Below are 21,060 nucleotides of genomic sequence, written 5' to 3'. Positions count from 1 at the left end.
GGTCCCCGCACATCGCGGGTGATCAAGGAGACGGCGTGCGCAGATTCGACTTCGTCAGCGGCAACGCGGCCAAGTTCTGGGAGGTGGACCAGAACGGCAGCACGGTGACCGTCCGCTACGGACGGATCGGCGCCGAGGGGCGGACCCAGGCCAAGGAGTTCGGCACCGCCGCCGAGGCCACCGCGCACGCCGACCGGTTGGTCGCCGAGAAGCTCCGCAAGGGGTACGTCGAGTCCGCCGCCGCCGAGCCGGCCGCCGCCGAGCCGATCGCCGCCGAGCCGGCCGCCGCCGAGCCGATCGCCGCCGAGCCGGCCGCCGCCGAGCTGCCGGACGAGGAGACGTTCGTGGTGCCGGCCGGCTGGCGGCGGATGCTCATCCCGCGCCGGGACGCCGCGACCGGTCCGGCGCTGCCGGGCGCCGACACGGCACGTGCCGCCGGGCGGAAGGTGCTGGCGCCGGTGGCCGCCGAGCTGGAGGCGGTGGCCCGGCACGGCGAGGACGCGGAGCTGAGCGCTGCGCTGCGCGGATACCTGTCCGGTGAGCCGACCCCGCTGGGCGCGGCCGCGCTCGTGGTGGCCGCCGCCGCGGTGATCGGCTGGCGGGACCGCGACCGGCAGGGGCAGGCGATCGCCGACCTGCTGGTCGCCGAACTCGGCCCGGCCGGCGCCGCGACGGCCCTGGCCGAGCAGGCCACCGTCACCGTCGGCGCGGGCCACGCCGCCAGCGGCGGGCTGCGCCGGGCGCACACCGACAAGACCGAGTGGGGCTACCGGAACCTCCGGCTGAACGTGCTGCGCCGGGTCCGCGCCCACCTCGCGGCCAGCACCGACGAGGAGTACTCCGCCGCGCGCACCGCCCTCGCCCCGTACCGGTCGGAGCTGTTGCCGGCGCGGGTGGTCAGCTCCTTCCTGTTGCCGACCGAGCGGAACTGGGTGGCCGAGGACGTGGCCGTCGTGACCCGGGCCGGCGACTGGCTCCTGGTCGAGCTGCTGCTCTGCGCGGTCGACGAAGTCGAGCAGTTCGCCACCCTTGTCGATCACCTCTCCGTCTACTCGCTCATGTACGACCCCGCCGTCGTGACGACCGGCGTCGCCGCGATCGGCCCGGCGGTCGCGCCGCTGCTGGCCGAGTGGTTCGACGGCGAGGGCGTCGCCGCCGAAGGCCAGCAGAGGCTGGTGTCGCTGCTGGCGGGGCTGCCCACCGACGAGGCGATGACGCTGCTGCTGGCCCGCCTCGACCGGAAGTACGTGCAGGCCGGGGTGCTGGAGATGCTCCGCCGCTTTCCGGTGCGCGGCCTACGCCTGCTGGCCCGGGCGGCCGGCGAGCGCACCGCCGCCGGTCGGGAGGCCGCCGCGCTGCTGCGCGGGCACGTGCTGACCAACCCGGCCGCGGTCGAGGTCGCGCTGCCCGGCCTCGACCCCGTGGAGCGGGAGCGGGTCGAGGGGGTGACCGGCGAGGACGCGGCCGTCCCGGTCGCGGGGCCGGACCGGCTGCCAGCGGTGCTGGTCAGCCCGCCCTGGCTGGTGAGACGCCGGCGGGCCGCGCCCCCGGTGGTGACCGGCCTGGCGCGCTCCTCCGGCACCGACCTGGCCTGGCAGCCGGGCGAGCGGGAGCGCTGGGCGGCGATCGTGCCGGGCTGGGCGGGCTATTGGCGCGGTGACGACCTGACGGTCCTCGCGGCGCGGGTGGCCGCCGGGACCGGTGACTACGAGGGCGTCCACTTCTTCGTCCGCGCCACCGAGGAACTGGCCCGGCCGTTGCTGCCCGGGTGGCGGCCGACGGAGAGCTGGTGCGCCGACCAGTGGCTGCGCCGCCTGGTCGGCCGGTACGAGCTGGACGCGGTCCCGGCCGCGCTGCACCTGGCCCGCGCGACGCCCCAGAGCGCGGGCGAGGTGCTGCTGCCGGTCGCCGACGGCGAGGTCGCCGAGCTGATGGCCGACTGGTTCGACCGGCTCAAGTCGGTCCGGTCGACCGCCCTGGCCTGGTTCCGGCGGCACCCGGCCGTCGCCGCGCGGGCGCTGCTGCCGGCCGCGCTCGGCGAGCCCGGGCCGCGCCGGCGCGCCGCCGAGCGGGCCCTGCGCCTGGTCGCCGGGGAGCACCGGGACCTGGTCCTCGGCGCGGCCCGCGAGTACGGCGAGGAGGCCCTCGCCGCGGCGACGGCGGTGCTCGACGCCGACCCGCTGGAGCAGCTCCCCGCCCGGATGCCGGCCCTGCCACAGTGGCTGGACCCGGTGCTGCTGCCGCCGGTGCTGCTGCGCGACCGCTCGGCGGCGCTGCCCGTCGACGCGCTGCGCCACCTCTGCACGATGCTGGCCCTCTCCAAGCCGGGGGAGCCCTACCCGGGGGTGGAGCTCGCCCGCGAGGCGTGCGACCCGCTCTCGCTGGCCGAGTTCGCCTGGGCGCTCTTCGAGCGGTGGCAGGCGGCCGGCGCCCCGTCGAAGGAGAGCTGGGCGTTTACGGCGCTCGGGCTGATCGGCGACGACGGCACCGCCCGCCGGCTCGCCCCGCTGATCCGGGCCTGGCCCGGCGAGGGCGGGCACGCCCGGGCGGTCACCGGCCTGGAGGTGCTCGCCGCCATCGGCACCGACGTGGCGCTGATGCACCTCTACGGCATCTCGCAGAAGGTGAAGTTCCGCGGGCTGCGGGAGCGGGCGGCGCAGAAGGTCACCGAGGTCGCCGCCGGGCTGGGGCTGGACTCCGAGCAGCTCGGCGACCGCCTGGTGCCCGACCTGGGGCTCGACGCCGACGGCAGCCTGGTCCTCGACTACGGCCCGCGCCGGTTCACCGTCGGCTTCGACGAGCAGCTCAAGCCGTACGTGGTGGACGGTGCCGGGGCCCGCCGCAAGGACCTGCCCAAGCCGGGCGTCCGGGACGACCAGGCGCTCGCGCCGGCCGCGTACCAGAGGTTCGTCGGGTTGAAGAAGGACGTCCGCACCCTCGCCGCCGACCAGATCCGCCGGTTCGAGGCGGCGATGGTGGCCGGGCGGCGCTGGCCGGCCGCCGACTTCCGCCGCTACTTCCTGGAGCACCCGCTGCTCTGGCACGTGGTCCGGCGGCTGGTCTGGGCGGCGGTGGACCCGTCCGGTGGGGTGGTCACCGCGTTCCGGGTCGCCGAGGACCGCACCCTGGCCGACGTCGACGACGAGACGTACGCGCTGCCGGACGACGCGGTCGTCGCGATCGCGCACCCGCTGCGCCTCGGCGCCGCCGTGCCGGCCTGGGCGGAGCTCTTCGCCGACTACGAAATCCTCCAGCCCTTCGCCCAGCTCGGCCGCGAGGTGCACCGGCTCACCGAGGCCGAGCGGGACGAGCGGCTGCTGCACCGGCACATGGGCGTCGCGGTGCCGGCCGGCCGGCTGCTCAGCCTGGAACGGCGGGGGTGGCGGCGCGGCGCGCCCCAGGACGCGGGCGTGCAGGGCTGGCTGGAACGGGAACTGCCCGGCGGCCGCGCGCTGGTGGTCGACCTCGATCCGGGCATCGCCGTCGGCGTGGTGGACATGTTCCCCGACCAGAAGCTCAACGCGATCTGGGTCAACGACCGCCCCGAGGGCGACTGGTACGGCCGCGACGGCAAGGTCCGCTTCGGCGACCTGGACGACGTCACCGCCTCCGAGGTGCTGCGCGACCTGGCGGAGGTGACCCGGTGACCGCGCTCGACCCCACCGGCGAGCGGGCCCAGCGGCCCCCGGCCGAGGTGCGGTACGCCGACGAGCTGGCGAAGCTGGCCGCCGACGACGGCGATCCCCGGCCGCCGGGCTGGGCGCTCAGCCTGCGGGCCGCCCGCCGGTTCATCCTCGGTGATCCCGCCGCCGGGATCCGGCGCAAGTTCGTCGGCGACCCGTCGCTTATCGACCGGGCCCTGGTGGCGCTGGCCACCAGCCGCGGGCTCATGCTGGTCGGCGAGCCGGGCACCGCGAAGTCGCTGCTGTCCGAGCTGCTGGCCGCCGCGATCAGCGGCGACTCCACGCTCACCATCCAGGGCGGCGCCGCCACCACCGAGGACCAGATCCGCTACTCCTGGAACTACGCCCTGCTGGTGGCCGACGGCCCGTCGCCGCGGGCGCTGGTGCCGGCGCCGCTGCTGCGCGGCATGGCGCAGGGCCGGGTGGTCCGCTTCGAGGAGATCACCCGCTGCCCCCTGGAGGTGCAGGACTGCCTGCTCTCCCCGCTGTCGGACCGGGTGCTCGCCGTCCCGGAGCTGCCGGGCAGCGACGCGATGGTGTTCGCCCGCGAGGGGTTCAACGTGATCGCCACCGCGAACACCCGGGACCGGGGCGTCAACGAGATGAGCGCCGCGCTGAAGCGGCGCTTCAACTTCGAGACGGTCTTCCCGATCCCCGACCTGGCCACCGAGCTGGAGCTGGTCGAGGCGGAGGCCGGTGAGCTGCTGCGCCGCTCCGGGGTGACCATGCCGCCGCGCCGCGACGTGCTGGAGGTGCTGGTCACGACGTTCCGCGAGCTGCGCACCGGGCTCACCGAGCGGGGCGACGCGATGGAGCGCCTGTCGTCGGTGATGAGCACGGCGGAGGCCGTCTCGGTGGCGCACGCCGTCGGGCTGCGCGGCTGGTTCCTGCGCGGCGAGGCCGGCGACGCCGCCGACGTGGTGGCCTGCCTGGCCGGCACCGCCGCCAAGGACGACGCGGAGGACCTGGCCCGGTTGCGCCGCTACCTGGAGCAGCAGGTGTCCCGGCGCTCGGGCGGGCAGTGGCAGGCGTTGCACGACGCCCGGCACCTGCTGCCCGGCTGATGGCGGGCGACGCGCCGGACGGCGTCACCTTCCTCGGGGTCCGTCACCACAGCCCGGCCTGCGCCCGGCTCGTGGCGGCCACCGTCAGCGCGCTGCGCCCGGCGTACGTGCTGGTGGAGGGGCCGGCCGACCTCAACGGGCGGCTGGACGAGCTGCTGCTCGACCACGAGCTGCCGATCGCGGTGTTCACCGCGTACCGGGACGCCGGCCGGCGGCACGCCTCGTGGAGCCCCTTCTGCGCGTACTCGCCGGAGTGGGTGGCGTTGACCGCCGGGCGGGCCGCCGGGGCGGAGGTCCGCTTCATCGACCTGCCCGCCTGGCACCCCGCGTTCGCCCACCGCGCCAACCGGTACGCCGACGCCGACCAGCGCTACGCCGAGGCGGTGCGCCGGCTCTGCGCCACGCTGGCGGTGGACAACGTGGACGCGCTCTGGGACCACCTGTTCGAGATCGGCCCCGACGACGGGCTCGCCGAGCGGCTGGCCGCGTACTTCGACCTGCTGCGCGGCGAGTCGGCGGCGGGCGAGGACGACACGGCCCGGGAGGCGTACATGGCCCGCTGGGTGCGGGCGGCCCGTGCCCGCGCCGGTGGCCGGCCGGTGCTGGTGGTCACCGGCGGGTTCCACCGCCCGGCGCTGATGCGCCTGGTGGCCGCCGGAGGCGAGGACGAGGGCTGGCCGGCGGTGCCGGAGCCGGAGCCCGACGCGGTGGCCGGCAGCTATCTGGTGCCGTACTCGTTCAAGCGGCTGGACGCCTTCGACGGCTACCAGTCCGGGATGCCCTCACCGGGCTACTACCAGCGGGTCTGGGAGGACGGCCCGCAGCGGGCCGCGGAGGCCCTGACGGAGTCGGTGGCGGCCCGGCTGCGGGCCCGCCGGCAGCCGGTCTCCACCGCCGACCTGATCGCCGCCCGGACCATGGCCGGTGGGCTGGCCCGGCTGCGGGGCCACGCCCACCCGGGCCGGGTCGACGTGCTCGACGGGCTGGTGTCCGCCCTGGTCGGCGACGCCCTCGACCAACCGCTGCCGTGGGCGTCGCGCGGCCGGCTGGCCGCGGGCACCCACCCGGCCGTGGTGGAGATGGTGGCCGCGCTCAGCGGCGACCGGGTCGGCCGGCTGCACCCGGACACGCCGCTGCCGCCGCTGGTGCACGACGTCGACGCCGAGCTGGACCGGCACCGGGTCGGCCCCGCCGACGTGGTCGAGCTGGACCTGACCGTCCCCGCCGACCTGGCGCGCAGCCGCCTGCTGCACCGCCTCCGGCTGCTGGACGTGCCCGGTCACCGGCGGGACAGCGGCCCCCGGGTGGGCGCCGACGCGGTGCTCACCGAGCGGTGGGCGCCCAGCCCGGCTCCGGACCGGCTGGCCCGGATGATCGAGGCCGGCGGATACGGCCCGACCGTCCTCGACGCGGTGACCGCCCTGGTCGAGGAGCGCGTCGTGCTGCTCGGCGGCGACGTGGACGGCCTGGCCACGCTGCTCTTCGACACCGCCCTGGCCGGGCTCCGGGAGCACTCGGCCCGGGCGCTCGACGCGATCGCCCGGGCCACCGGCACGGTCACCGACCTGGGGGCGCTGGGCCGGGCCCTGGCCGTCGCGCTCGGCCTGTGGCGGCACGACCGGCTGCTCGGCAGCGCGGGCGCGGCCCCGCTCGGCGCGTTGATCGCGGCTGCCGTCCGCCGGGCGCTCTGGCTCGTCGAGGGCGTACGTGCCGCCACGGCCCCCGCCGACCGGGCCCGGCTGGCCGCCCTGGTGGCGGTCCGCGACGCCCTCCGGTATGCGGGCCCCGCGTTGGGCCTCGACGGGGAGGCCGCGCTGGCGGTGGCCGGGCGGGTCGCCGCCGACCCGGCCGCCCCGCCGGACCTGCGCGGCGCGGCCCTCGGTCTGCGCTGGTCCCTCGGCGCCGCCGCGGACCCCGGCCGGGCGGTACGGGCGGTGGCCGCCCCCGGCACCCTCGGCGACTGGCTCTCCGGCCTGTTCGCCCTGGCCCGGGAGGAGGTGGTCGCCGGTGACGCGGCGCTCCTCGGCGTCCTCGACGGTCTGCTCGCGGCGATGGACGCGCACGACTTCCTGGTCGCCCTGCCCGCGCTGCGGCAGGCGTTCGGCTGGTTCCCGCCGCGCGAGCGGGAGGCGGTGGCCCGGCACGTGCTGGCCCGGCGCGGCGCCGACGGGCCGCCCCGCGACCTGTTGCGGCTGGACGTCGACCCGGTGCTCGTGGCCGCCGCCCGCGCGCTGGACGCGCGGGTCGACGCGGTGCTCGCCCGCGAAGGGCTGGGGGAAGGGGAGACGGCGTGACCGACCCGATGCTGGAACGCTGGCGGCTGGTGCTCGGCGACGCGGCGCAGGACCCCCTGGGCGGCCTGTCCGGGGAGGCGGCGGGCCGGGACGCCGCGCTGGACTGGCTGTACGGGCGCGACGAGGACCTGGACCGGCGCGACGTGCGCCGGGGTGGTTCCGGCCCGTCGGCGCTGACCACGGTGGACTGGCTGGACGGCATCACCCGGCTGTTCCCGAAGGAGACGGTGGAACGGCTGGAACGGGACGCCGTCGAACGGTACGAGATCCACGACGTGGTGACCGACCCGCAGGTGCTGGCCCGGGTGGAGCCCAACCCTTCGCTGCTGCGCGCCGTGCTGCGCACCAAGCACCTCATGGACCCGGAGGTGCTGCGGCTGGCTCGGCGACTGGTCGAGGCGGTGGTACGCCAGCTCGTCGAGCGGATGGCCAGCGAGGTGCGGCAGTCGTTCTCCGGCGCGCGGGCGCGGCGACCCAGCCGGTTCCGGCAGGCCCGCAACTTCGACGTCCGGCGCACCATCCGCGCCAACCTGGCCCACTGGCGTCCCGACCAGCGGCGGCTGCACGTGCGTACCCCGCACTTCTTCTCCCGGACCCGCCGGCACCTGGACCGCTGGCAGGTGATCCTGCTGGTAGACCAGTCCGGCTCGATGGTCGGCTCGGTGATCCACGCCGCGGTCACCGCCGCCTGCCTGTGGGGGCTGCCCGGCGTCCGGACCCACCTGGTGGCCTTCGACACCGAGGTCGTCGACCTCACCAGCGACGTGGACGACCCCGTGGAGCTGCTCATGAAGGTGCAGCTCGGCGGCGGCACCGACATCGCCCGGGCGGTGACCTACGGGGCGCAGCTGGTGGAGAACCCGCGCCGCACCATCGTCGTGCTGGTCACCGACTTCTACGAGGGCGGCAGCGTGGCGCACCTGGTGCGCGCCGTGAAGCAGCTCGTCGAGCAGGGCACCCACGTGCTCGGGCTGGCCGCGCTCGACGAGGAGGCCAACCCGGCGTTCGACCGGGTCACCGCGCAGAAGCTGGCCGACGTGGGCGCGGCCGTCGGCGCGATGACCCCGGGTGAGCTGGCCGCGTTCGTGGCCGAGCACGTGGGCCGTTAGGAGCGAGGCATGATCCGTACCGACCTGCTGGCGCTCACCCCGGAGGTGCTCGCCGCGCTCAGCAACCGTGGCCTGGTGAAGCGGGCCGTCAAGGCGGTCGAGGGTGGCGAGGCGCCCACGCTCGCCGTCGACGACGACGGCGCCGTGCACGCCACGCATCCCGACGGGGTGACCAGCACCCTGCCGGCCGGCGGCGCGCTGGCCACCGGGGTCTGTTCCTGCGCGGCGCCCGGCGTCTGCCGCCACCTGCTGGCGCTCGTGCTGACCTACCAGCGGCAGCAGGCGACCGGCCCGGCACCGGCCCCGCGGCTTCCCCCGCCGGCCGGCGGCCCGACCGACGACGGTCCCGGCCGGGGCGGCGGTCCGGCCGGGGGCGGCGGTCCGGCCGGGGGCGACGGGGCCGAGCGGGACACCGCCGGCCCGGGCGGTGCGGGACACGGCCCGTCGGCCGTCGGCGGGACCGAGCCGTGGCGCTGGTCGCCGGGGGACGTGACCGACGAGGAGCTCGCGGCGGCGGTCGGCGCGCCCGCGCTCGCCGCGGCCGAGCGGCGGCGGCGGGCCGGCTACACGGCGGTGGTCCGCCGGCCCGGCCCCGAGGACCCGGTGCCGCAGGTCGAGCTGCCCACCGGCACGGTCCGCTTCCTGGTGCCCCGCCAGATCGGGTACGCCCGCAGCGACGCCGCGGGCGGCGACGGCGAGGCGGTGGCCCTGGCGGTGTGGGCGTGCCGGGCGGCCGACCGGGAGCAGCCGGACCGCCGGGAGGCCCAGGTGCGGGTCGGCGGCACGGTGTCCGTGGTGGACCGTCCGGCGCTGGACGCCGCGGTCACCCTGGCCGGGGAGGTGCTGCTGGCCGGTGCGGTGCACACCGGGGCCGGCGCGGCCGCCCGGCTGGCGGCCGTCCGGCGGGACCTCGACGCCGCCGGGCTGCGCTGGCCGCTGCTCGCCCTCGACGAGCTGGCCGGCCAGCTCGACGCGTACGCCGCGCGCGGCGCCCGCTACCGGCCGGAGACCCTGGCCGAGGTGCTGGCCGAGCTGCCCGCGCGGCGGCGGGCGGTGGTCAACGGGGGCGCCACCCCGGCGCAGCGGGTGCTGGGCACCGACGAGCCGGCGGAGACCCCGCTGCGCCGGCTGCGGCTCACCGGCCTCGGCGCCCGGGTCCGCGGGACGGCCGGCGAGGTCGCCGTCGACGTCGTCCTCGCCCACCCCGCGGCCGCCGGTGTGCTGGTGCTGCGCCGCGAGTTCACCGCCGCCGAGGGGGACCAGCTCACCGGGCACACCCTGGCCGGGCGGCGGGTGGCCGGCAGCACGCTCGGCGCGCTGGCCGCCGGCAACGTCGTCTCCGAGTCCGCGGTGCGCAGCGCCGCGCACCGGCTGCGGTTCTCCGCCGGCCGGCTCGCCCGCACCGCCGTCACCCCGGGCGCCGGATCGTGGGCGGACCTGCCGCCCGCCCTGCTGGCCCGGGACCTGGACGCGCTCGCCGCGACCCTGGCCGAACGGCCGCCCCGGCTGCTGCGGCCGCGCACCGCCGCCGAGTCGGTGCGGGTGCTCGCGTTGGGCGAGGTGCGTTCGATCGGCTACGCCGCCGGTGAGCAGCGGCTGGAGGCGACGGTGACCGGGGCGGCCGGCGGGGTGGCGACCGTCTCGGCGGTGCACCGCGCGGTCGCCCCCGGCGCGTTGGACGCCCTGGCGGCGGCGCTCGGCGGCGCGCACGGCGCGCCCCGGTACGTCAGCGGCACCGTGCGGCGCGGCGCGGGCGGCCTGGTCGTCGAGGCGCTGGCGGTGGTCGCCGACACGGTGGTCGTACCCGATCTGACGGCCGGCGCCGGCGACGGCGAGCTGACCGGAGCGGTGGCCGACCCGCCGGACCCGGTGGCGGGCGCGCTGCGGGCGGGGTCGGCGCTGCTCGCCCAGGCCGCGCACACCGGCCTGCGGCAGCTGCCGGGCGGCTTCCGCGACCGGCTGCGCGAGGCCGGCGCCGGGCTGGCCCGGGTGGGCCTGGACCGCTGCGGCGCGGCCCTGACCGACCTGGCCGGCGCGCTCGGCGCCGACCCGGGCGACGCGGCGGTACGCGCCTGGGTGGACGCCCAGATCCGGCTGCTGGTGACGGCGGAGTCCCGGTGAGCCGGTCCCCGCGACCGGCCCCGGCGGCTACGGTGTGAGGCGTGGCGACCACGGCGGCGGAGGAGATCCGGGTGGGGGAGCGGCTGGTCCGCGTCTCCAGCCCCGACAAGCCCTACTTCCCGGAGCGCGGACTGACCAAGCTGGACGTGGTCCGCTACTTCCTCGCTGTCGGCGACGGCATCCTGCGCGCGCTGCGCGACCGACCGACCATGCTGGAGCGCTGGCCGCGCGGCGTGTTCGAGGGCGCGAAGATCGCCACCCGGCAGACCAACAAGGGCGACGCGTTCTACCAGAAGCGGTTGCCGGCGGGCGCGCCCGAGTGGGTGCGGACCGCGCACATCACCTTCCCCAGCGGCCGGACCGCCGACGAGGTGGCCCCGAGTGAGCTGGCCGTGGTGATCTGGGCGGCCAACCTGGGCACCCTGCGCTTCCACCCGTGGCCGGTCTCGGCGGGCGACGTGGAGCGGCCGGACCAGCTCCGCATCGACCTGGACCCGATGCCCGGGGTGGACTTCGCCCAGGTGGTCCCGGTCGCCCGCGAGGTGCGCGCGTTCCTCGGCGAGCTGGGCCTGGTGGGATACCCGAAGACCACCGGGGGGCGGGGCATCCACGTCTACCTGTCGATCGAGCCGCGGTGGAGCTTCGGCGACTGCCGGCGCGCGGTGCTGGCCCTCGGCCGGGAGATGGAGCGCCGGCTGCCCGACCTGGTGACCACCACCTGGTGGCGGGAGCAGCGGGACCGGCCGGTCTTCGTCGACTACAACCAGATGGCCCGCGACCACACCGTGACCTCGGCGTACTCGATCCGGCCCACCCCGCGGGCGCTGGTCTCCGCGCCCCTGGACTGGGCGGAGCTGGACGACGCGCGGCCGGAGGACTTCGACGTGGTGAGCATGCCGGCCCGGTTCGCCGAGCGGGGCGACCCGCACGCCGGCCTGGACGAGCGCCGGTTCTCCCTGGAGCCGCTGCTGGAGTTGGCCGACCGCGAGGGGATCGAGGCCCCGCCCGAGCGGTAGGGCTCACTGCCAGGGGCTCAGCGTCCCGTCGAACTCCTCGAAGACCAGCCAGGTCCGGGTCGACAGCACCCCGGCGATGCTCTGCACCCGGTCCAGCACCACGTCCCGCAGCGTGGCGTTGTCCGGCGCGCGGACCAGGGCGAGGACGTCGTGTTCACCGCTGAGCAGCGCGGCGTGCTCGATGTAGCGCACCCGGGCGAGCTCGGCGGAGACCTCCCGCCAGGTGTTCTGCTCGATGGTCAGCGCGATGTACGCCGAGGTGCCCAGCCCGGCCGGCTCGGGCGCCACCTGGGCCCGGAACCCGGTGATCACCCCGTCGCGCAGCAGCCGCTCCACCCGGGCGTACGCGTTGGTGCGCGAGACGTGCACGCGTTCGGCCAGCGTACGGATGGAGAGGCGGGCGTCCTCGGTCAGTTCGCGCAGGATCCGCCGGTCGACCTCGTCGAGCGGCCCGGCCGAACGTCCCGTTCCGCCCGTCGTGCCCGGTGCGGTTCCGGTCTCCTGGCTCATGGAGCCCGCCCTTCCATGCCATTCGTCCCGCGTTCACGCCGGATGTTGAGTCAATCATCCGACAGCGGAAGCATAGGGCCACCACACGTCCAGGAGGTCCCCGCCGTGACGACCACACCCCAGGCGGTCCGCAGGGCATCCCCGCGCACCCGCCGGCCGGCCACCCCGGCCGCTCCCGACCCGTCCGAGGGTCTGCTGCCGAAGACCGAGCCGGTCCGGCTGCTGAACCCGGACGGCACCCCACTGCCGGCCCGCGACGACTACCCGGAGCCGCCGGTCGAGGCGCTGCGCGAGATGTACCGCCGGATGGTCGTCGGCCGTCGCTTCGACGTCCAGGCCACCGCGCTGACCAAGCAGGGGCGGCTCGCCGTCTACCCGTCCTCGCGCGGCCAGGAGGCCTGCCAGGTCGGCGGGGTGCTGGCGCTGCGCGACACCGACTGGGTGTTCCCCACCTACCGCGAGTCGATGGCGCTGACCGCGCGCGGCATCGACCCCGTCGAGGTGCTCACCCTGCTCCGCGGCGACTGGCACTGCGGGTACGACCCGACGGTCGTGCACACCGCGCCGCAGTGCACCCCGCTCGCCACCCAGTGCGTGCACGCGGCCGGGCTGGCCTACGGCGAGTCGTACCAGGGGCGGGACACCGTGGCGCTGGCCTTCATCGGCGACGGCGCCACCAGCGAGGGCGACTTCCACGAGGGCGTCAACTTCGCTGCCGTGTTCAAGGCCCCGGTCGTCTACTTCGTGCAGAACAACAAGTACGCGATCAGCGTGCCGCTGTCCCGGCAGACCGCCGCGCCGAGCCTGGCCTACAAGGGCGTCGGCTACGGCGTGCCCAGCGAGCAGGTCGACGGCAACGACCCGGTGGCCGTGCTCGCCGTGCTGAACCGCGCCGTCGCGCACGCCCGCGCCGGCAAGGGCCCGTACCTGGTCGAGGCGCACACGTACCGGATGGAGCCGCACACCAACGCCGACGACCAGACCCGCTACCGGGACGCCGAGGAGGTCGAGGCGTGGCGGGACCGCGACCCGATCGCCCGGCTGGAGGCGTACCTGCGGAACCGGGGCGTGCTGGACGACGCCGCGGTCGCGGCGATCGCCGAGGAGGCCGAGGCGTACGCCGCCGCGCTGCGCGACCGGATGAACGCCCAGCCCGAGGTCGACCCGCTGAGCCTCTTCGACCACGTCTACGCCGAGCCGACCCCGCAACTGGTCGAGCAGCGCGAACAGGTCCGGGCCGAGCTGGCCGCGACCCGCGCCGAGGAGGGGGACGCCTGATGGCCACCATGACCATGGCGAAGGCGCTCAACGCCGCGCTCGCCGACGCGATGCTTGACGACGAGCGGGTGGTCGTCTTCGGCGAGGACGTCGGCCAGCTCGGCGGCGTCTTCCGGATCACCGACGGGCTCCAGGCCCGGTTCGGCGACAAGCGCTGCTTCGACACCCCGCTCGCCGAGGCCGGCATCGTCGGCTTCGCCGTCGGCCTGGCCATGTCCGGGCTGCGCCCGGTGGTCGAGATGCAGTTCGACGCGTTCGCGTACCCGGCGTTCGAGCAGATCGCCTCGCACGTGGCGAAGCTGCGCAACCGGACCCGGGGCGCGCTCAGCGTGCCGATCGTCATCCGGGTGCCGTACGCCGGCGGCATCGGCGGCGTGGAGCACCACTGCGACTCCTCCGAGGCGTACTACGCGCACACCCCGGGCCTCAAGGTGGTCACGCCGGCCACCGTGGAGGACGCGTACTCGCTGCTGCGCGAGGCGATCGACGACCCGGACCCGGTCGTGTTCATGGAGCCGAAGAAGCTCTACTTCTCCAGCGCCGAGGCGGACCTGCCGGCCCGGACCGCGCCGTTCGGGAAGGCCGTCGTGCGCCGCGCCGGCACCGACGCCACCCTCGTCGCGTACGGGCCGGCGGTGCCGGTCGCGCTGGAGGCCGCCGAGGCCGCCCGCGAGGAGGGCTGGGACCTGGAGGTGGTCGACGTGCGCACCATCGTGCCGTTCGACGACGCCACCGTCACCGCCTCGGTGCGGAAGACCGGCCGTTGCGTGGTGATTCAGGAGGCGCAGGGCTTCGCCGGGGTCGGCGCGGAGATCGCCGCCCGGGTGCAGGAGCGCTGCTTCCACGCCCTGCACGCCCCGGTCCTGCGGGTGTCCGGTCTGGACATCCCGTACCCGGCGCCGATGCTGGAGCACACCCACCTGCCCTCGGTGGACCGGGTGCTGGACACCGTGGCCCGGCTCCAGTGGGACGACCAGCCGGACGAGCGGTGGGTGGCGGCATGAGCGAACGCACCGAGCGGAGCGAGGGCCGTGAGGGCATGCCCGGCCGGCACGGCATGAGCGAACGCACCGAGCGGAGCGAGGGCCGTGAGGGCATGCCCGGCCGGCACGGCATGACCACCGCGACCGGGACCCGGGACTTCCTCCTGCCCGACCTGGGCGAGGGGTTGAGCGAGGCGGAGATCGTCGAGTGGCGGGTCGCCGTCGGCGACGTGGTCACCGTGGACCAGACCGTCGTGGAGGTGGAGACGGCCAAGGCCGTGGTCGACGTCCCCTGCCCGTACGCGGGCCGGGTCGTCGCCCTGCACGGCGCGGCGGGTGAGGTCCGCCCGGTCGGCCAGCCGCTGATCACCATCGCGCCCCTGGACGGCGACGGCGGCGACGACCCGCACGCCACCTACCGCGAGGAGGAGCGGGCTGGCTCCGGCAACGTCCTGATCGGGTACGGCACCGGCCACGGCGGCTCGGGCCGGCGGCGCCGCCGGCCCCGGCTGGCCCTCGCCCCGGAGCCCGAGGCCGGTGGTGGGGCCGCGACGGCGGACCCGATCCCCGCCGCCGGTGGGGCGGACGCCGCGCCGACCGGGACGGCGACGCCGGCCACCGGAGCGGACGGCGGGCCCCGGACGGCTCCGCTGGTCATCTCGCCGATCGTCCGGCGGCTGGCCCGGGAACGCGGCCTCGACCTGGCGGCCCTGCACGGCACCGGGCCGGGCGGGGTTATCCGCCGCGCCGACGTGGAGGCCGCGGCGGCCGCGCCGGCGGCGAAGCTCGCCGCCGTGCCGGACGGCCCGGCCGCGCACGTCGGGCTGGCCCCGGCCGCGGACGGCGACGTGGTCATCCCGCTCACCGGCATCCGCAAGGCCATCGCCGACAAGCTCTCCCGCAGCCGGCGGGAGATCCCCGAGGTGACGATCTGGGTGGACGTGGACGCCACCGGGCTGCTGGCTACCCGGGCCGCGATCAACGCCGCCAGCCCGGACGCGCCGGTCAGCATCCTGGCCCTGCTGGCCCGGATCTGCCTGAGCGGCCTGCGGAGGTACCCGCAGCTCAACGCCCACGTCGACACCGAGGGGCAGCGGATCGTCCAGTCGGCCGGGGTGCACCTGGGCATCGCCGCGCAGACCGACCGGGGCCTGGTCGTCCCGGTGCTGCGCGACGCCCAGCGGCTGACCACCCGGGAGCTGGCCGCCGCGCTCGCCGAGACCACGGCGGCCGCCCGCGCCGGCACCCTGCCCCCGGCGCGGCTGACCGGCGGCACCTTCACCCTCAACAACTACGGGGTGTTCGGGGTGGACGGCTCCACCCCGATCATCAACCACCCCGAGGCGGCGCTGCTCGGCGTCGGCCGGATCGTGGACAAGCCCTGGGTGGTTGACGGGCAGCTCGCCGTGCGCAAGGTGACGCAGCTCAGCCTCACCTTCGACCACCGGGTCTGCGACGGTGGCGTGGCCGGCGGCTTCCTGCGGCACGTGGCGGACTGCGTCGAGCAGCCCGCCCTGCTGGTGGCGAACGTCTGAGCCGTGGGCCCCGGCCGCCCTGGCGGCCGGGGCCGCACCCCTGTTTCTCCGCCGCCGCACCGGGAAGACGAGCCCGGTCGCCGACGGGGAGGGACGGATGACGAATCCGCACATGCCCTCGGCCGGTGGGGTGCGCCCGCATCCGGTCGCCGGCGCGCCGCTGATGAGCGACGCGCGGGAGCACGGGCTGACCGGGGACGGTACGACAAACGACCAGCCGGCCCTCGCCGCGCTGGTGGACCTGCTGGGCGACGCGTACGCCGCCGACGGTCGAGCACGGGTGATCTACTGCCCGCCCGGGGTCTACTCGATCCGGGACGCCGGCACCGTCTGGCGGACCGGCGTCTCGCTGGTCGGCGCGGGTCCCGGCGCCACCCGCTTCGTGCTCGGCAACCCGGGCAACCGGGCCGACCCGACCCCGCTGGCGTTCCACACCGCCGAGCAGCACGGCGCGAGCCGGGAGCGGCACCTCGCGTACTGCACCTTCGCCGACTTCGAGATCGACGGGTCCGGGGTGGCGATGGCCGAGTACAACCCGCTCGCCAAGGGGCTGGGCCTCCAGTACGTGGTCCGGGGCGTGTTCCGCAACCTCTACATCCACCACACCGCGGCGACCGGCCTGGGCTGCGACTTCCTCCAGGACTGCATGATCGACGGGGTGCTGGTGGCCGGGTGCGGGCGGATGGACAACGGCACCGAGATGGGCGGCGCGGGGATCGGCATCGGGATCGGCGGCTGGGGCAGCGTCGAGCGGGTCAACGTGGTGAACTGCTCGGCCGTCGGCAACGCCACCAGCGGGATCTTCTTCGAGCTGCAGTTCGAGGGCGGGCTGCGCCCGCGCGGCATCCGGGTGGTCGGCTGCCACGCCGAGGGCAACCGCTTCGGCATCGCCGACTGGGGCGCCAACGGCCTCGTCGTGTCGGCGTGCACGCTTGTCGGCAACCTCGACGCGGGCTTCCAGGTCTCGGCCAAGGGCACCACCGGCACGGCGGGTCGGGGCGGCCTGCTCGTCGACTGCGTGATCGACGCGAACCTGCGCGACGGGATCAGCATCGGCAACACACCCGGGCCGTACACGGTGCGGGGCAACCGGATCAGCGGGAATGGCCGGTACGGCTATCACCAGCGCAGCCTGGGCGAGGCGGGGCACGAGTGCGCCCGGGAGATCGTCGTCGAGAGCAACGACTTCTACGGCAACAGTCTTGACGCCGTCCGCTTCGACCGGCCGGTCCGGGACGCGTTCGTCGTCGGCAACCGGATCCGGGCGAACGGCCGGCAGTGCGGGCCCGGCGACCGGAACCGCGGGGACACGGTCCGGTACAGCGAGCGGTCGGTGATCGACCGCCGGGCGAGCTGGCGGGGCGACGCGCACCGGGGCAAGACCATCCGGGTGGGCGAGCGGGTCGCGGTGGTCGCCGCGAACGACGAGAACGAACTGCACCTGGCCCCGGTCCGGCCGGGCGCCTTCACGGGCTGGAGCGGGGACACCCCGAACCCCGGCAGCCCGTACGAGCTACCGGGGTCGCCGGCGACCCGGGCCGGCATCACCGTCAACGCGGCGATGGACTCGGCCACCATCCGGGGCAACCGGGTCTGGGACAGCCACGAGCCGACCACCCAGACGCACGGGCTCTGGGTCACCGCGGAGGGCCGCTGCGTCGGTTGCCGGGTCGAGGACAACGACCTGGCCGGGAACGCGGGGGAGTCCATCCGGTTGGACACGCCCCCCGTGGGCGGCCGCTGGGAACGCAACCACGGGGACGACGACCGGGGGTGAACCGGTCGTCGCGGTTCGTCCGTCGCAACCGGTCACGGCCGTGACGCCCCACCCGTCGACGTCGCCAATTCCCATTTCCGTACGCCCGCGCCGAAATCGGAGTCAGCCGCTGCTGGCAATTCCGCCGAATATGCCACGGCGTCCCGACGGCCGTACAGAATGTGAGCCAAGGGGGATTGGAAATGGGGTGCGGAATATGGACGTGAGGCGGCGATTGACGCTATTCGCGGCAACCATCGCAGCCGCGCCGCTGGTGGTGGGCGGGTGCACCGCCGGCCAGCGGGAGGCCGTGAAGCCCGGCCACGGCAAGGCGGCCGCGGTGCCGTCGGTGACGGTCAGCCCGGCGGACCGGACGAAGGGCGTGCCGGTCAGCGCCGAGGTCGGAACCACGGTCAGCGGCGGGAAGGTCACCGCGGTGAAGCTCACCGACGACAAGGGTCGACCGGTGCCGGCGCAGCCGCGCGAGGACGGCTCGGGCTGGGTGCCGGACCGGCCGCTGGAGAATTCGCGGACGTACACCGCGGAGGTGACCGCGACCGGCGATTCCGGGCGGACGACCACGCAGAAGACGACGTTCACCACGATGGCGAAATCGACCAAGCCGACCATCACCAGCGAACTTTATTTCACCGGCAAACAGACATACGGGACCGCGATGCCGGTGGTGGTCGCATTCGATCCGCCCATTCCGAAAGAGGCCAGAGCGGACGTGCAGCGCCGGTTGTTCGTGAAGACCGACCCGCCGCAGCCCGGCACCTGGTCCTGGATGGCGGACGGCAAGCAGGTCGAATACCGGGCGCCCGACTTCTGGAAGCCCGGCACGAAGATCAGCGTCAGGAGCGCCCTGGAGGGGCTGCCGATCGGCAAGGAAGCCATCGGCGACGCCGACCACGGCGCGACCGCCAAGGTCGGCCGGCAGGTCTCGCTCGAGATCGACAACGCCACCAAGCAGATGTCCGTCTTCCGGGAGGGCAAGCTGCTCCGCAAGGTGCCGGTGAGCCTCGGCAAGTCGAGCACGCCCACCTCCAGCGGCAAGATGGTGATCATGGAGAAGTTCGACCACACCATCTTCGACACCCGGGGTTCGGCCGATCCCTACGTGGTCGAGGTCGATGACGCCCAGCGGCTCACCTGGGGTGGCGAGTTCATCCACTCCGCCCCGTGGTCGGAGGGGGAGCAGGGCTTCACCAACACCTCACACGGCTGCACCAACGTCTCCGCCGCCGCCGCGGACTGGCTGATGGGCGTCACCCAGGTCGGTGACCTGGTGACCGTCAAGGGCACCGAGGTGAAGCTGGACCAGGGCAACGGCTTCACGGCGTGGAACGTCGGCTGGGACGAGTTCGTCAAGGGCAGCGCGCTGCCCGTGCCGGCGGGGCTGAAGCCCACGCACAGCGCCACGCCGCACCCGGGCGCGGTGGCCGGCGGATCGGCGCCCGCCCCGGCCCCGTCGAAGAGCAACACCGGCGGCTGACCACGGGGGGAGGAACGGCCGGGGCCGGCCCGCGAACGACGCGGGCCGGCCCCGCGTCGGCTCAGTCCAGGTCGACCCGGGCCACGCCCGTCGCGGTCAGGCTGCCCAGCCAGAGGCGCCGGCCGTGCTGCCGCACGCCGGTGACCATCGGGTACGCCCCGCTCGGGCCGTGCAGCGTGCGCAGCACCCGCCCGGTCCCGTCCACCAGCGCGACCAGCCCGTAGCGGCGGGGCTGCGGCTGCACGGCACCCGGCAGCAGCGCGACGAGCTGGCGCACCCGGGGATGCGGCAGCAGCTTCTCCATGATCGGCAGCCGAGGGCTGGGCAGCGCGATCCAGTAGGTGCCGTCGCCCACCGCCGAGACGTTGTCCGGGTAGGCCGGCAGGTCGGCCAGCACGGTGGCGCGGCCGTCGGGCAGGTCCACCCGGAGCAGCCGGTGGGTGGCCGTCTCGACCAGCATGAGGCCGGACTCGTCGGGGGTGAGCGCCACCCCGTTGGGGAAGTAGAGCCCGCTCGCCACCACCTCGGTGCGCCCGGTCCGCCGGTCGTACGCCAGCACCCGGCCGTTGGGCCGGTGCTCCAGCAGGTCCCGCTTCCAGTGCGAGAGCGGGAACCGGTCCGAGGAGTCGGTGAAGTAGATCGTGCCGTCCCGGGCCACCGCGGCGTTGTCGGCCAGGTGCACCGGCGGCCCCGTGCCGGTCAGCTCGTGCACCGCCCCGTCCGGCGTGACCCGCAGCAGCCCCCGGTACGCGTCGCAGACCACCAGCCCGCCGTCGACCGGGTCCAGTTCGATGCCGAGCGGCCGGCCGCCGGTCTCGGCGAGCAGCGTGGGGCGGGTGCCGGCGGGGGCGTCCGCCGGCCACCACCAGAGCCGGCCGTCCTCGTCGCCGCTGACCACCCGGCCGTCCGGGTCGACGAGCACGTCCTCCGGACCGTGCGCGCCGTCGGGCAGCGGCAGCAGGTCGGCCCGGTCCAGCCGGACGTCGCCGGGGGCCCACGGCCCGTCCAGCGGCGGTGGCACGGTGGCCGGTTCGCGGACCGGCCGGATCAGCAGGGGCGCTCGCGGGCGGGGGACGACCATCCGGCCATTCTTCCCCGCCGATGCCCCCGCCGGGAGTACCCGGCGGCGTGTCCCGGCGCCGGGTTCGCCTCCGGCGGGCGGCCTGCGGGATGACCCGGAGACCGCTCAGGGTCCCACCCGGGACCTACCCGGAACCCCGCCGCGGGCGGGCCGGAACTGTCGGGGGTGGGGGATAGGTTCGGGGACATGGGAAGCAGCGGTGACCGGTTCCACGTGGCGATGAGCGTGAGCGACCACGTGGTGGACCTGCGGGCGGTCGGCGAGATCGACATCGCGACCGTGGCGTCGTTCCGGGCCGCGCTCTGGTCCGCCCCGGCGCGGCCGGTGCTGCGGCTGGACCTGTCCGGGGTGCGGCTGCTCTCCGCCGCCGGGGTGCGTGCGCTGGTCGCCGCCCACCTGCGGGTCCGGGCCCGCGGCGGCGAGCTGGTGCTTGTCGATCCCGACCCGGTGGTCGCCCGGGTGCTGCGCGCCACCGGCCTGCACCGGGTGCTGCCGGTCCGCGAGTCGTCGTGCGAATCGACCCGGGAGCTGGTCGCCTGCGCGGCGGCCTGACCGGCCGGCCGCCGGTGACGGGTCGTGACGCCCGCCCGGCCCGTCAGGGCCGCCGGCGTGCCGCCGACGGCCCTGCGCACGGTTCGCGGGTCAGCGCACGCCGACCAGGTCCACCACGAAGACCAGCGTCTCGTTCGGCTTGATCACGCCGCCGGCGCCCCGGGCGCCGTAGCCCAGGTGCGGGGGGATGGTCAGCCGGCGCCGGCCGCCGACCTTCATGCCGACCACGCCCTGGTCCCAGCCGGCGATGACCTGGCCGCCGCCGAGCGGGAACTCGAACGTGTCACCCCGGTTCCACGACGCGTCGAACTCGCGGCCGGTCGAGTGGGCCACGCCCACGTAGTGCACAGTGGCCAGCTGGCCGGGGCGGGCCTCCGGGCCGTCGCCGACCGTGATGTCCTCGATGACGAGATCGGCGGGCGGCGCGCCCTCGATCGGGCCAACCTCGGGCTTCTCCATGAGCGGGTCTCCTCGGTGCTGACGGATGCGGTCCCCGTCGATCCTGCCGGATCGCGGCCGGCCGATACGCGTCGGTCCCCGCCGCGGCGTGGCGGCGGGGACGGTGGAGGGCACGAGAGTGGCG

At 75.9% G+C, this 21,060-nt stretch carries 15 protein-coding genes; 12 read left to right on the top strand and 3 right to left on the bottom strand.

What is annotated here, in order from left to right:
• Positions 1-35: 35 nt before the first annotated feature.
• From NLX85_RS28265 to NLX85_RS28240, 6 genes are read left to right on the top strand one after another with little or no spacing between them, the layout of a single operon-like run.
• A complete protein-coding gene (locus tag NLX85_RS28265; protein WP_254340180.1) occupies positions 36-3,647 on the top strand; it encodes a DUF4132 domain-containing protein in 3,612 nt (1,203 codons plus the stop codon).
• Entirely contained in the window at positions 3,644-4,747 is a 1,104-nt protein-coding gene (locus NLX85_RS28260; RefSeq protein WP_254340178.1) for an AAA family ATPase, read from the top strand. The genes NLX85_RS28265 and NLX85_RS28260 overlap by 4 nt, the downstream gene beginning before the upstream one ends.
• Positions 4,747-7,041, top strand: a complete 2,295-nt coding sequence (locus NLX85_RS28255; RefSeq protein WP_254340176.1) for a DUF5682 family protein — start codon at positions 4,747-4,749, stop codon at positions 7,039-7,041. The genes NLX85_RS28260 and NLX85_RS28255 overlap by 1 nt, the downstream gene beginning before the upstream one ends.
• Complete coding sequence (locus tag NLX85_RS28250; RefSeq protein ID WP_254340175.1) at positions 7,038-8,150, top strand: VWA domain-containing protein; 1,113 nt, start codon at positions 7,038-7,040, stop codon at positions 8,148-8,150. Before NLX85_RS28255 ends, NLX85_RS28250 begins: the two co-directional genes overlap by 4 nt.
• 9 nt (positions 8,151-8,159) lie before the next feature.
• Complete coding sequence (locus NLX85_RS28245; protein WP_254340173.1) at positions 8,160-10,271, top strand: hypothetical protein; 2,112 nt, start codon at positions 8,160-8,162, stop codon at positions 10,269-10,271.
• Positions 10,272-10,312: 41 nt separating this feature from the next.
• Positions 10,313-11,287 (top strand): DNA polymerase domain-containing protein, encoded by a 975-nt coding sequence (locus tag NLX85_RS28240; protein ID WP_254340171.1) that lies wholly within the window; start codon positions 10,313-10,315, stop codon positions 11,285-11,287.
• 3 nt (positions 11,288-11,290) lie between these two features.
• Here NLX85_RS28240 and NLX85_RS28235 read toward each other — a convergent pair whose 3' ends face one another.
• Positions 11,291-11,797 carry an Lrp/AsnC family transcriptional regulator gene (locus NLX85_RS28235; RefSeq protein WP_091305919.1) on the bottom strand — a complete coding sequence of 169 codons (507 nt, stop codon included), beginning with the start codon at positions 11,795-11,797 and terminating at the stop codon, positions 11,291-11,293.
• Between the two features lie 72 nt (positions 11,798-11,869).
• Between NLX85_RS28235 and pdhA the strand changes: the two genes are divergently transcribed.
• From pdhA to NLX85_RS28210, 5 genes are all read left to right on the top strand, one after another.
• A complete protein-coding gene (pdhA, locus tag NLX85_RS28230; RefSeq protein ID WP_254340330.1) occupies positions 11,870-13,075 on the top strand; it encodes a pyruvate dehydrogenase (acetyl-transferring) E1 component subunit alpha in 1,206 nt (401 codons plus the stop codon).
• Positions 13,075-14,079 (top strand): alpha-ketoacid dehydrogenase subunit beta, encoded by a 1,005-nt coding sequence (locus NLX85_RS28225; protein WP_254340170.1) that lies wholly within the window; start codon positions 13,075-13,077, stop codon positions 14,077-14,079. The genes pdhA and NLX85_RS28225 overlap by 1 nt, the downstream gene beginning before the upstream one ends.
• A gap of 110 nt (positions 14,080-14,189) precedes the next feature.
• The gene (locus NLX85_RS28220) at positions 14,190-15,593 is read left to right on the top strand and encodes a dihydrolipoamide acetyltransferase family protein (RefSeq protein ID WP_254340328.1); all 1,404 of its coding nucleotides are present in this window, start codon (positions 14,190-14,192) and stop codon (positions 15,591-15,593) included.
• A 97-nt stretch (positions 15,594-15,690) separates the two neighbouring features.
• Entirely contained in the window at positions 15,691-17,370 is a 1,680-nt protein-coding gene (locus NLX85_RS28215; protein ID WP_254340169.1) for a right-handed parallel beta-helix repeat-containing protein, read from the top strand.
• A gap of 196 nt (positions 17,371-17,566) precedes the next feature.
• Positions 17,567-18,844, top strand: a complete 1,278-nt coding sequence (locus tag NLX85_RS28210; protein ID WP_254340165.1) for an Ig-like domain-containing protein — start codon at positions 17,567-17,569, stop codon at positions 18,842-18,844.
• A gap of 61 nt (positions 18,845-18,905) precedes the next feature.
• Here NLX85_RS28210 and NLX85_RS28205 read toward each other — a convergent pair whose 3' ends face one another.
• On the bottom strand, positions 18,906-19,925 hold the full coding sequence (locus NLX85_RS28205) for an SMP-30/gluconolactonase/LRE family protein (RefSeq protein ID WP_254340163.1): 1,020 nt from the start codon (positions 19,923-19,925) through the stop codon (positions 18,906-18,908).
• Between the two features lie 186 nt (positions 19,926-20,111).
• Between NLX85_RS28205 and NLX85_RS28200 the strand changes: the two genes are divergently transcribed.
• The gene (locus NLX85_RS28200; protein ID WP_254340161.1) at positions 20,112-20,477 is read left to right on the top strand and encodes an STAS domain-containing protein; all 366 of its coding nucleotides are present in this window, start codon (positions 20,112-20,114) and stop codon (positions 20,475-20,477) included.
• A 90-nt stretch (positions 20,478-20,567) separates the two neighbouring features.
• Here NLX85_RS28200 and NLX85_RS28195 read toward each other — a convergent pair whose 3' ends face one another.
• A complete protein-coding gene (locus tag NLX85_RS28195) occupies positions 20,568-20,936 on the bottom strand; it encodes an FKBP-type peptidyl-prolyl cis-trans isomerase (RefSeq protein ID WP_091305934.1) in 369 nt (122 codons plus the stop codon).
• Positions 20,937-21,060: the final 124 nt, after the last annotated feature.

This window comes from Micromonospora sp. A3M-1-15 (assembly GCF_024213425.1).
Classification (GTDB): domain Bacteria; phylum Actinomycetota; class Actinomycetes; order Mycobacteriales; family Micromonosporaceae; genus Micromonospora; species Micromonospora chersina.
Note: the sequence above shows the minus strand (reverse complement) of the source record. Positions and strands in the feature narration are given on the sequence as shown.

Excerpts from the sequence above, each read along its gene's own strand:
- NLX85_RS28215 (WP_254340169.1), top strand. The coding sequence starts at position 15,691 with ATGACGAATCCGCACATGCCCTCGGCCGGTGGGGTGCGCCCGCATCCG.
- NLX85_RS28220 (WP_254340328.1), top strand. The coding sequence starts at position 14,190 with ATGACCACCGCGACCGGGACCCGGGACTTCCTCCTGCCCGACCTGGGC.
- NLX85_RS28200 (WP_254340161.1), top strand. The coding sequence starts at position 20,112 with ATGGGAAGCAGCGGTGACCGGTTCCACGTGGCGATGAGCGTGAGCGAC.
- NLX85_RS28255 (WP_254340176.1), top strand. The coding sequence starts at position 4,747 with ATGGCGGGCGACGCGCCGGACGGCGTCACCTTCCTCGGGGTCCGTCAC.
- NLX85_RS28195 (WP_091305934.1), bottom strand. The coding sequence starts at position 20,936 with ATGGAGAAGCCCGAGGTTGGCCCGATCGAGGGCGCGCCGCCCGCCGAT.
- NLX85_RS28235 (WP_091305919.1), bottom strand. The coding sequence starts at position 11,797 with ATGAGCCAGGAGACCGGAACCGCACCGGGCACGACGGGCGGAACGGGA.
- NLX85_RS28205 (WP_254340163.1), bottom strand. The coding sequence starts at position 19,925 with ATGGTCGTCCCCCGCCCGCGAGCGCCCCTGCTGATCCGGCCGGTCCGC.
- NLX85_RS28245 (WP_254340173.1), top strand. The coding sequence starts at position 8,160 with ATGATCCGTACCGACCTGCTGGCGCTCACCCCGGAGGTGCTCGCCGCG.
- NLX85_RS28210 (WP_254340165.1), top strand. The coding sequence starts at position 17,567 with ATGGACGTGAGGCGGCGATTGACGCTATTCGCGGCAACCATCGCAGCC.
- NLX85_RS28225 (WP_254340170.1), top strand. The coding sequence starts at position 13,075 with ATGGCCACCATGACCATGGCGAAGGCGCTCAACGCCGCGCTCGCCGAC.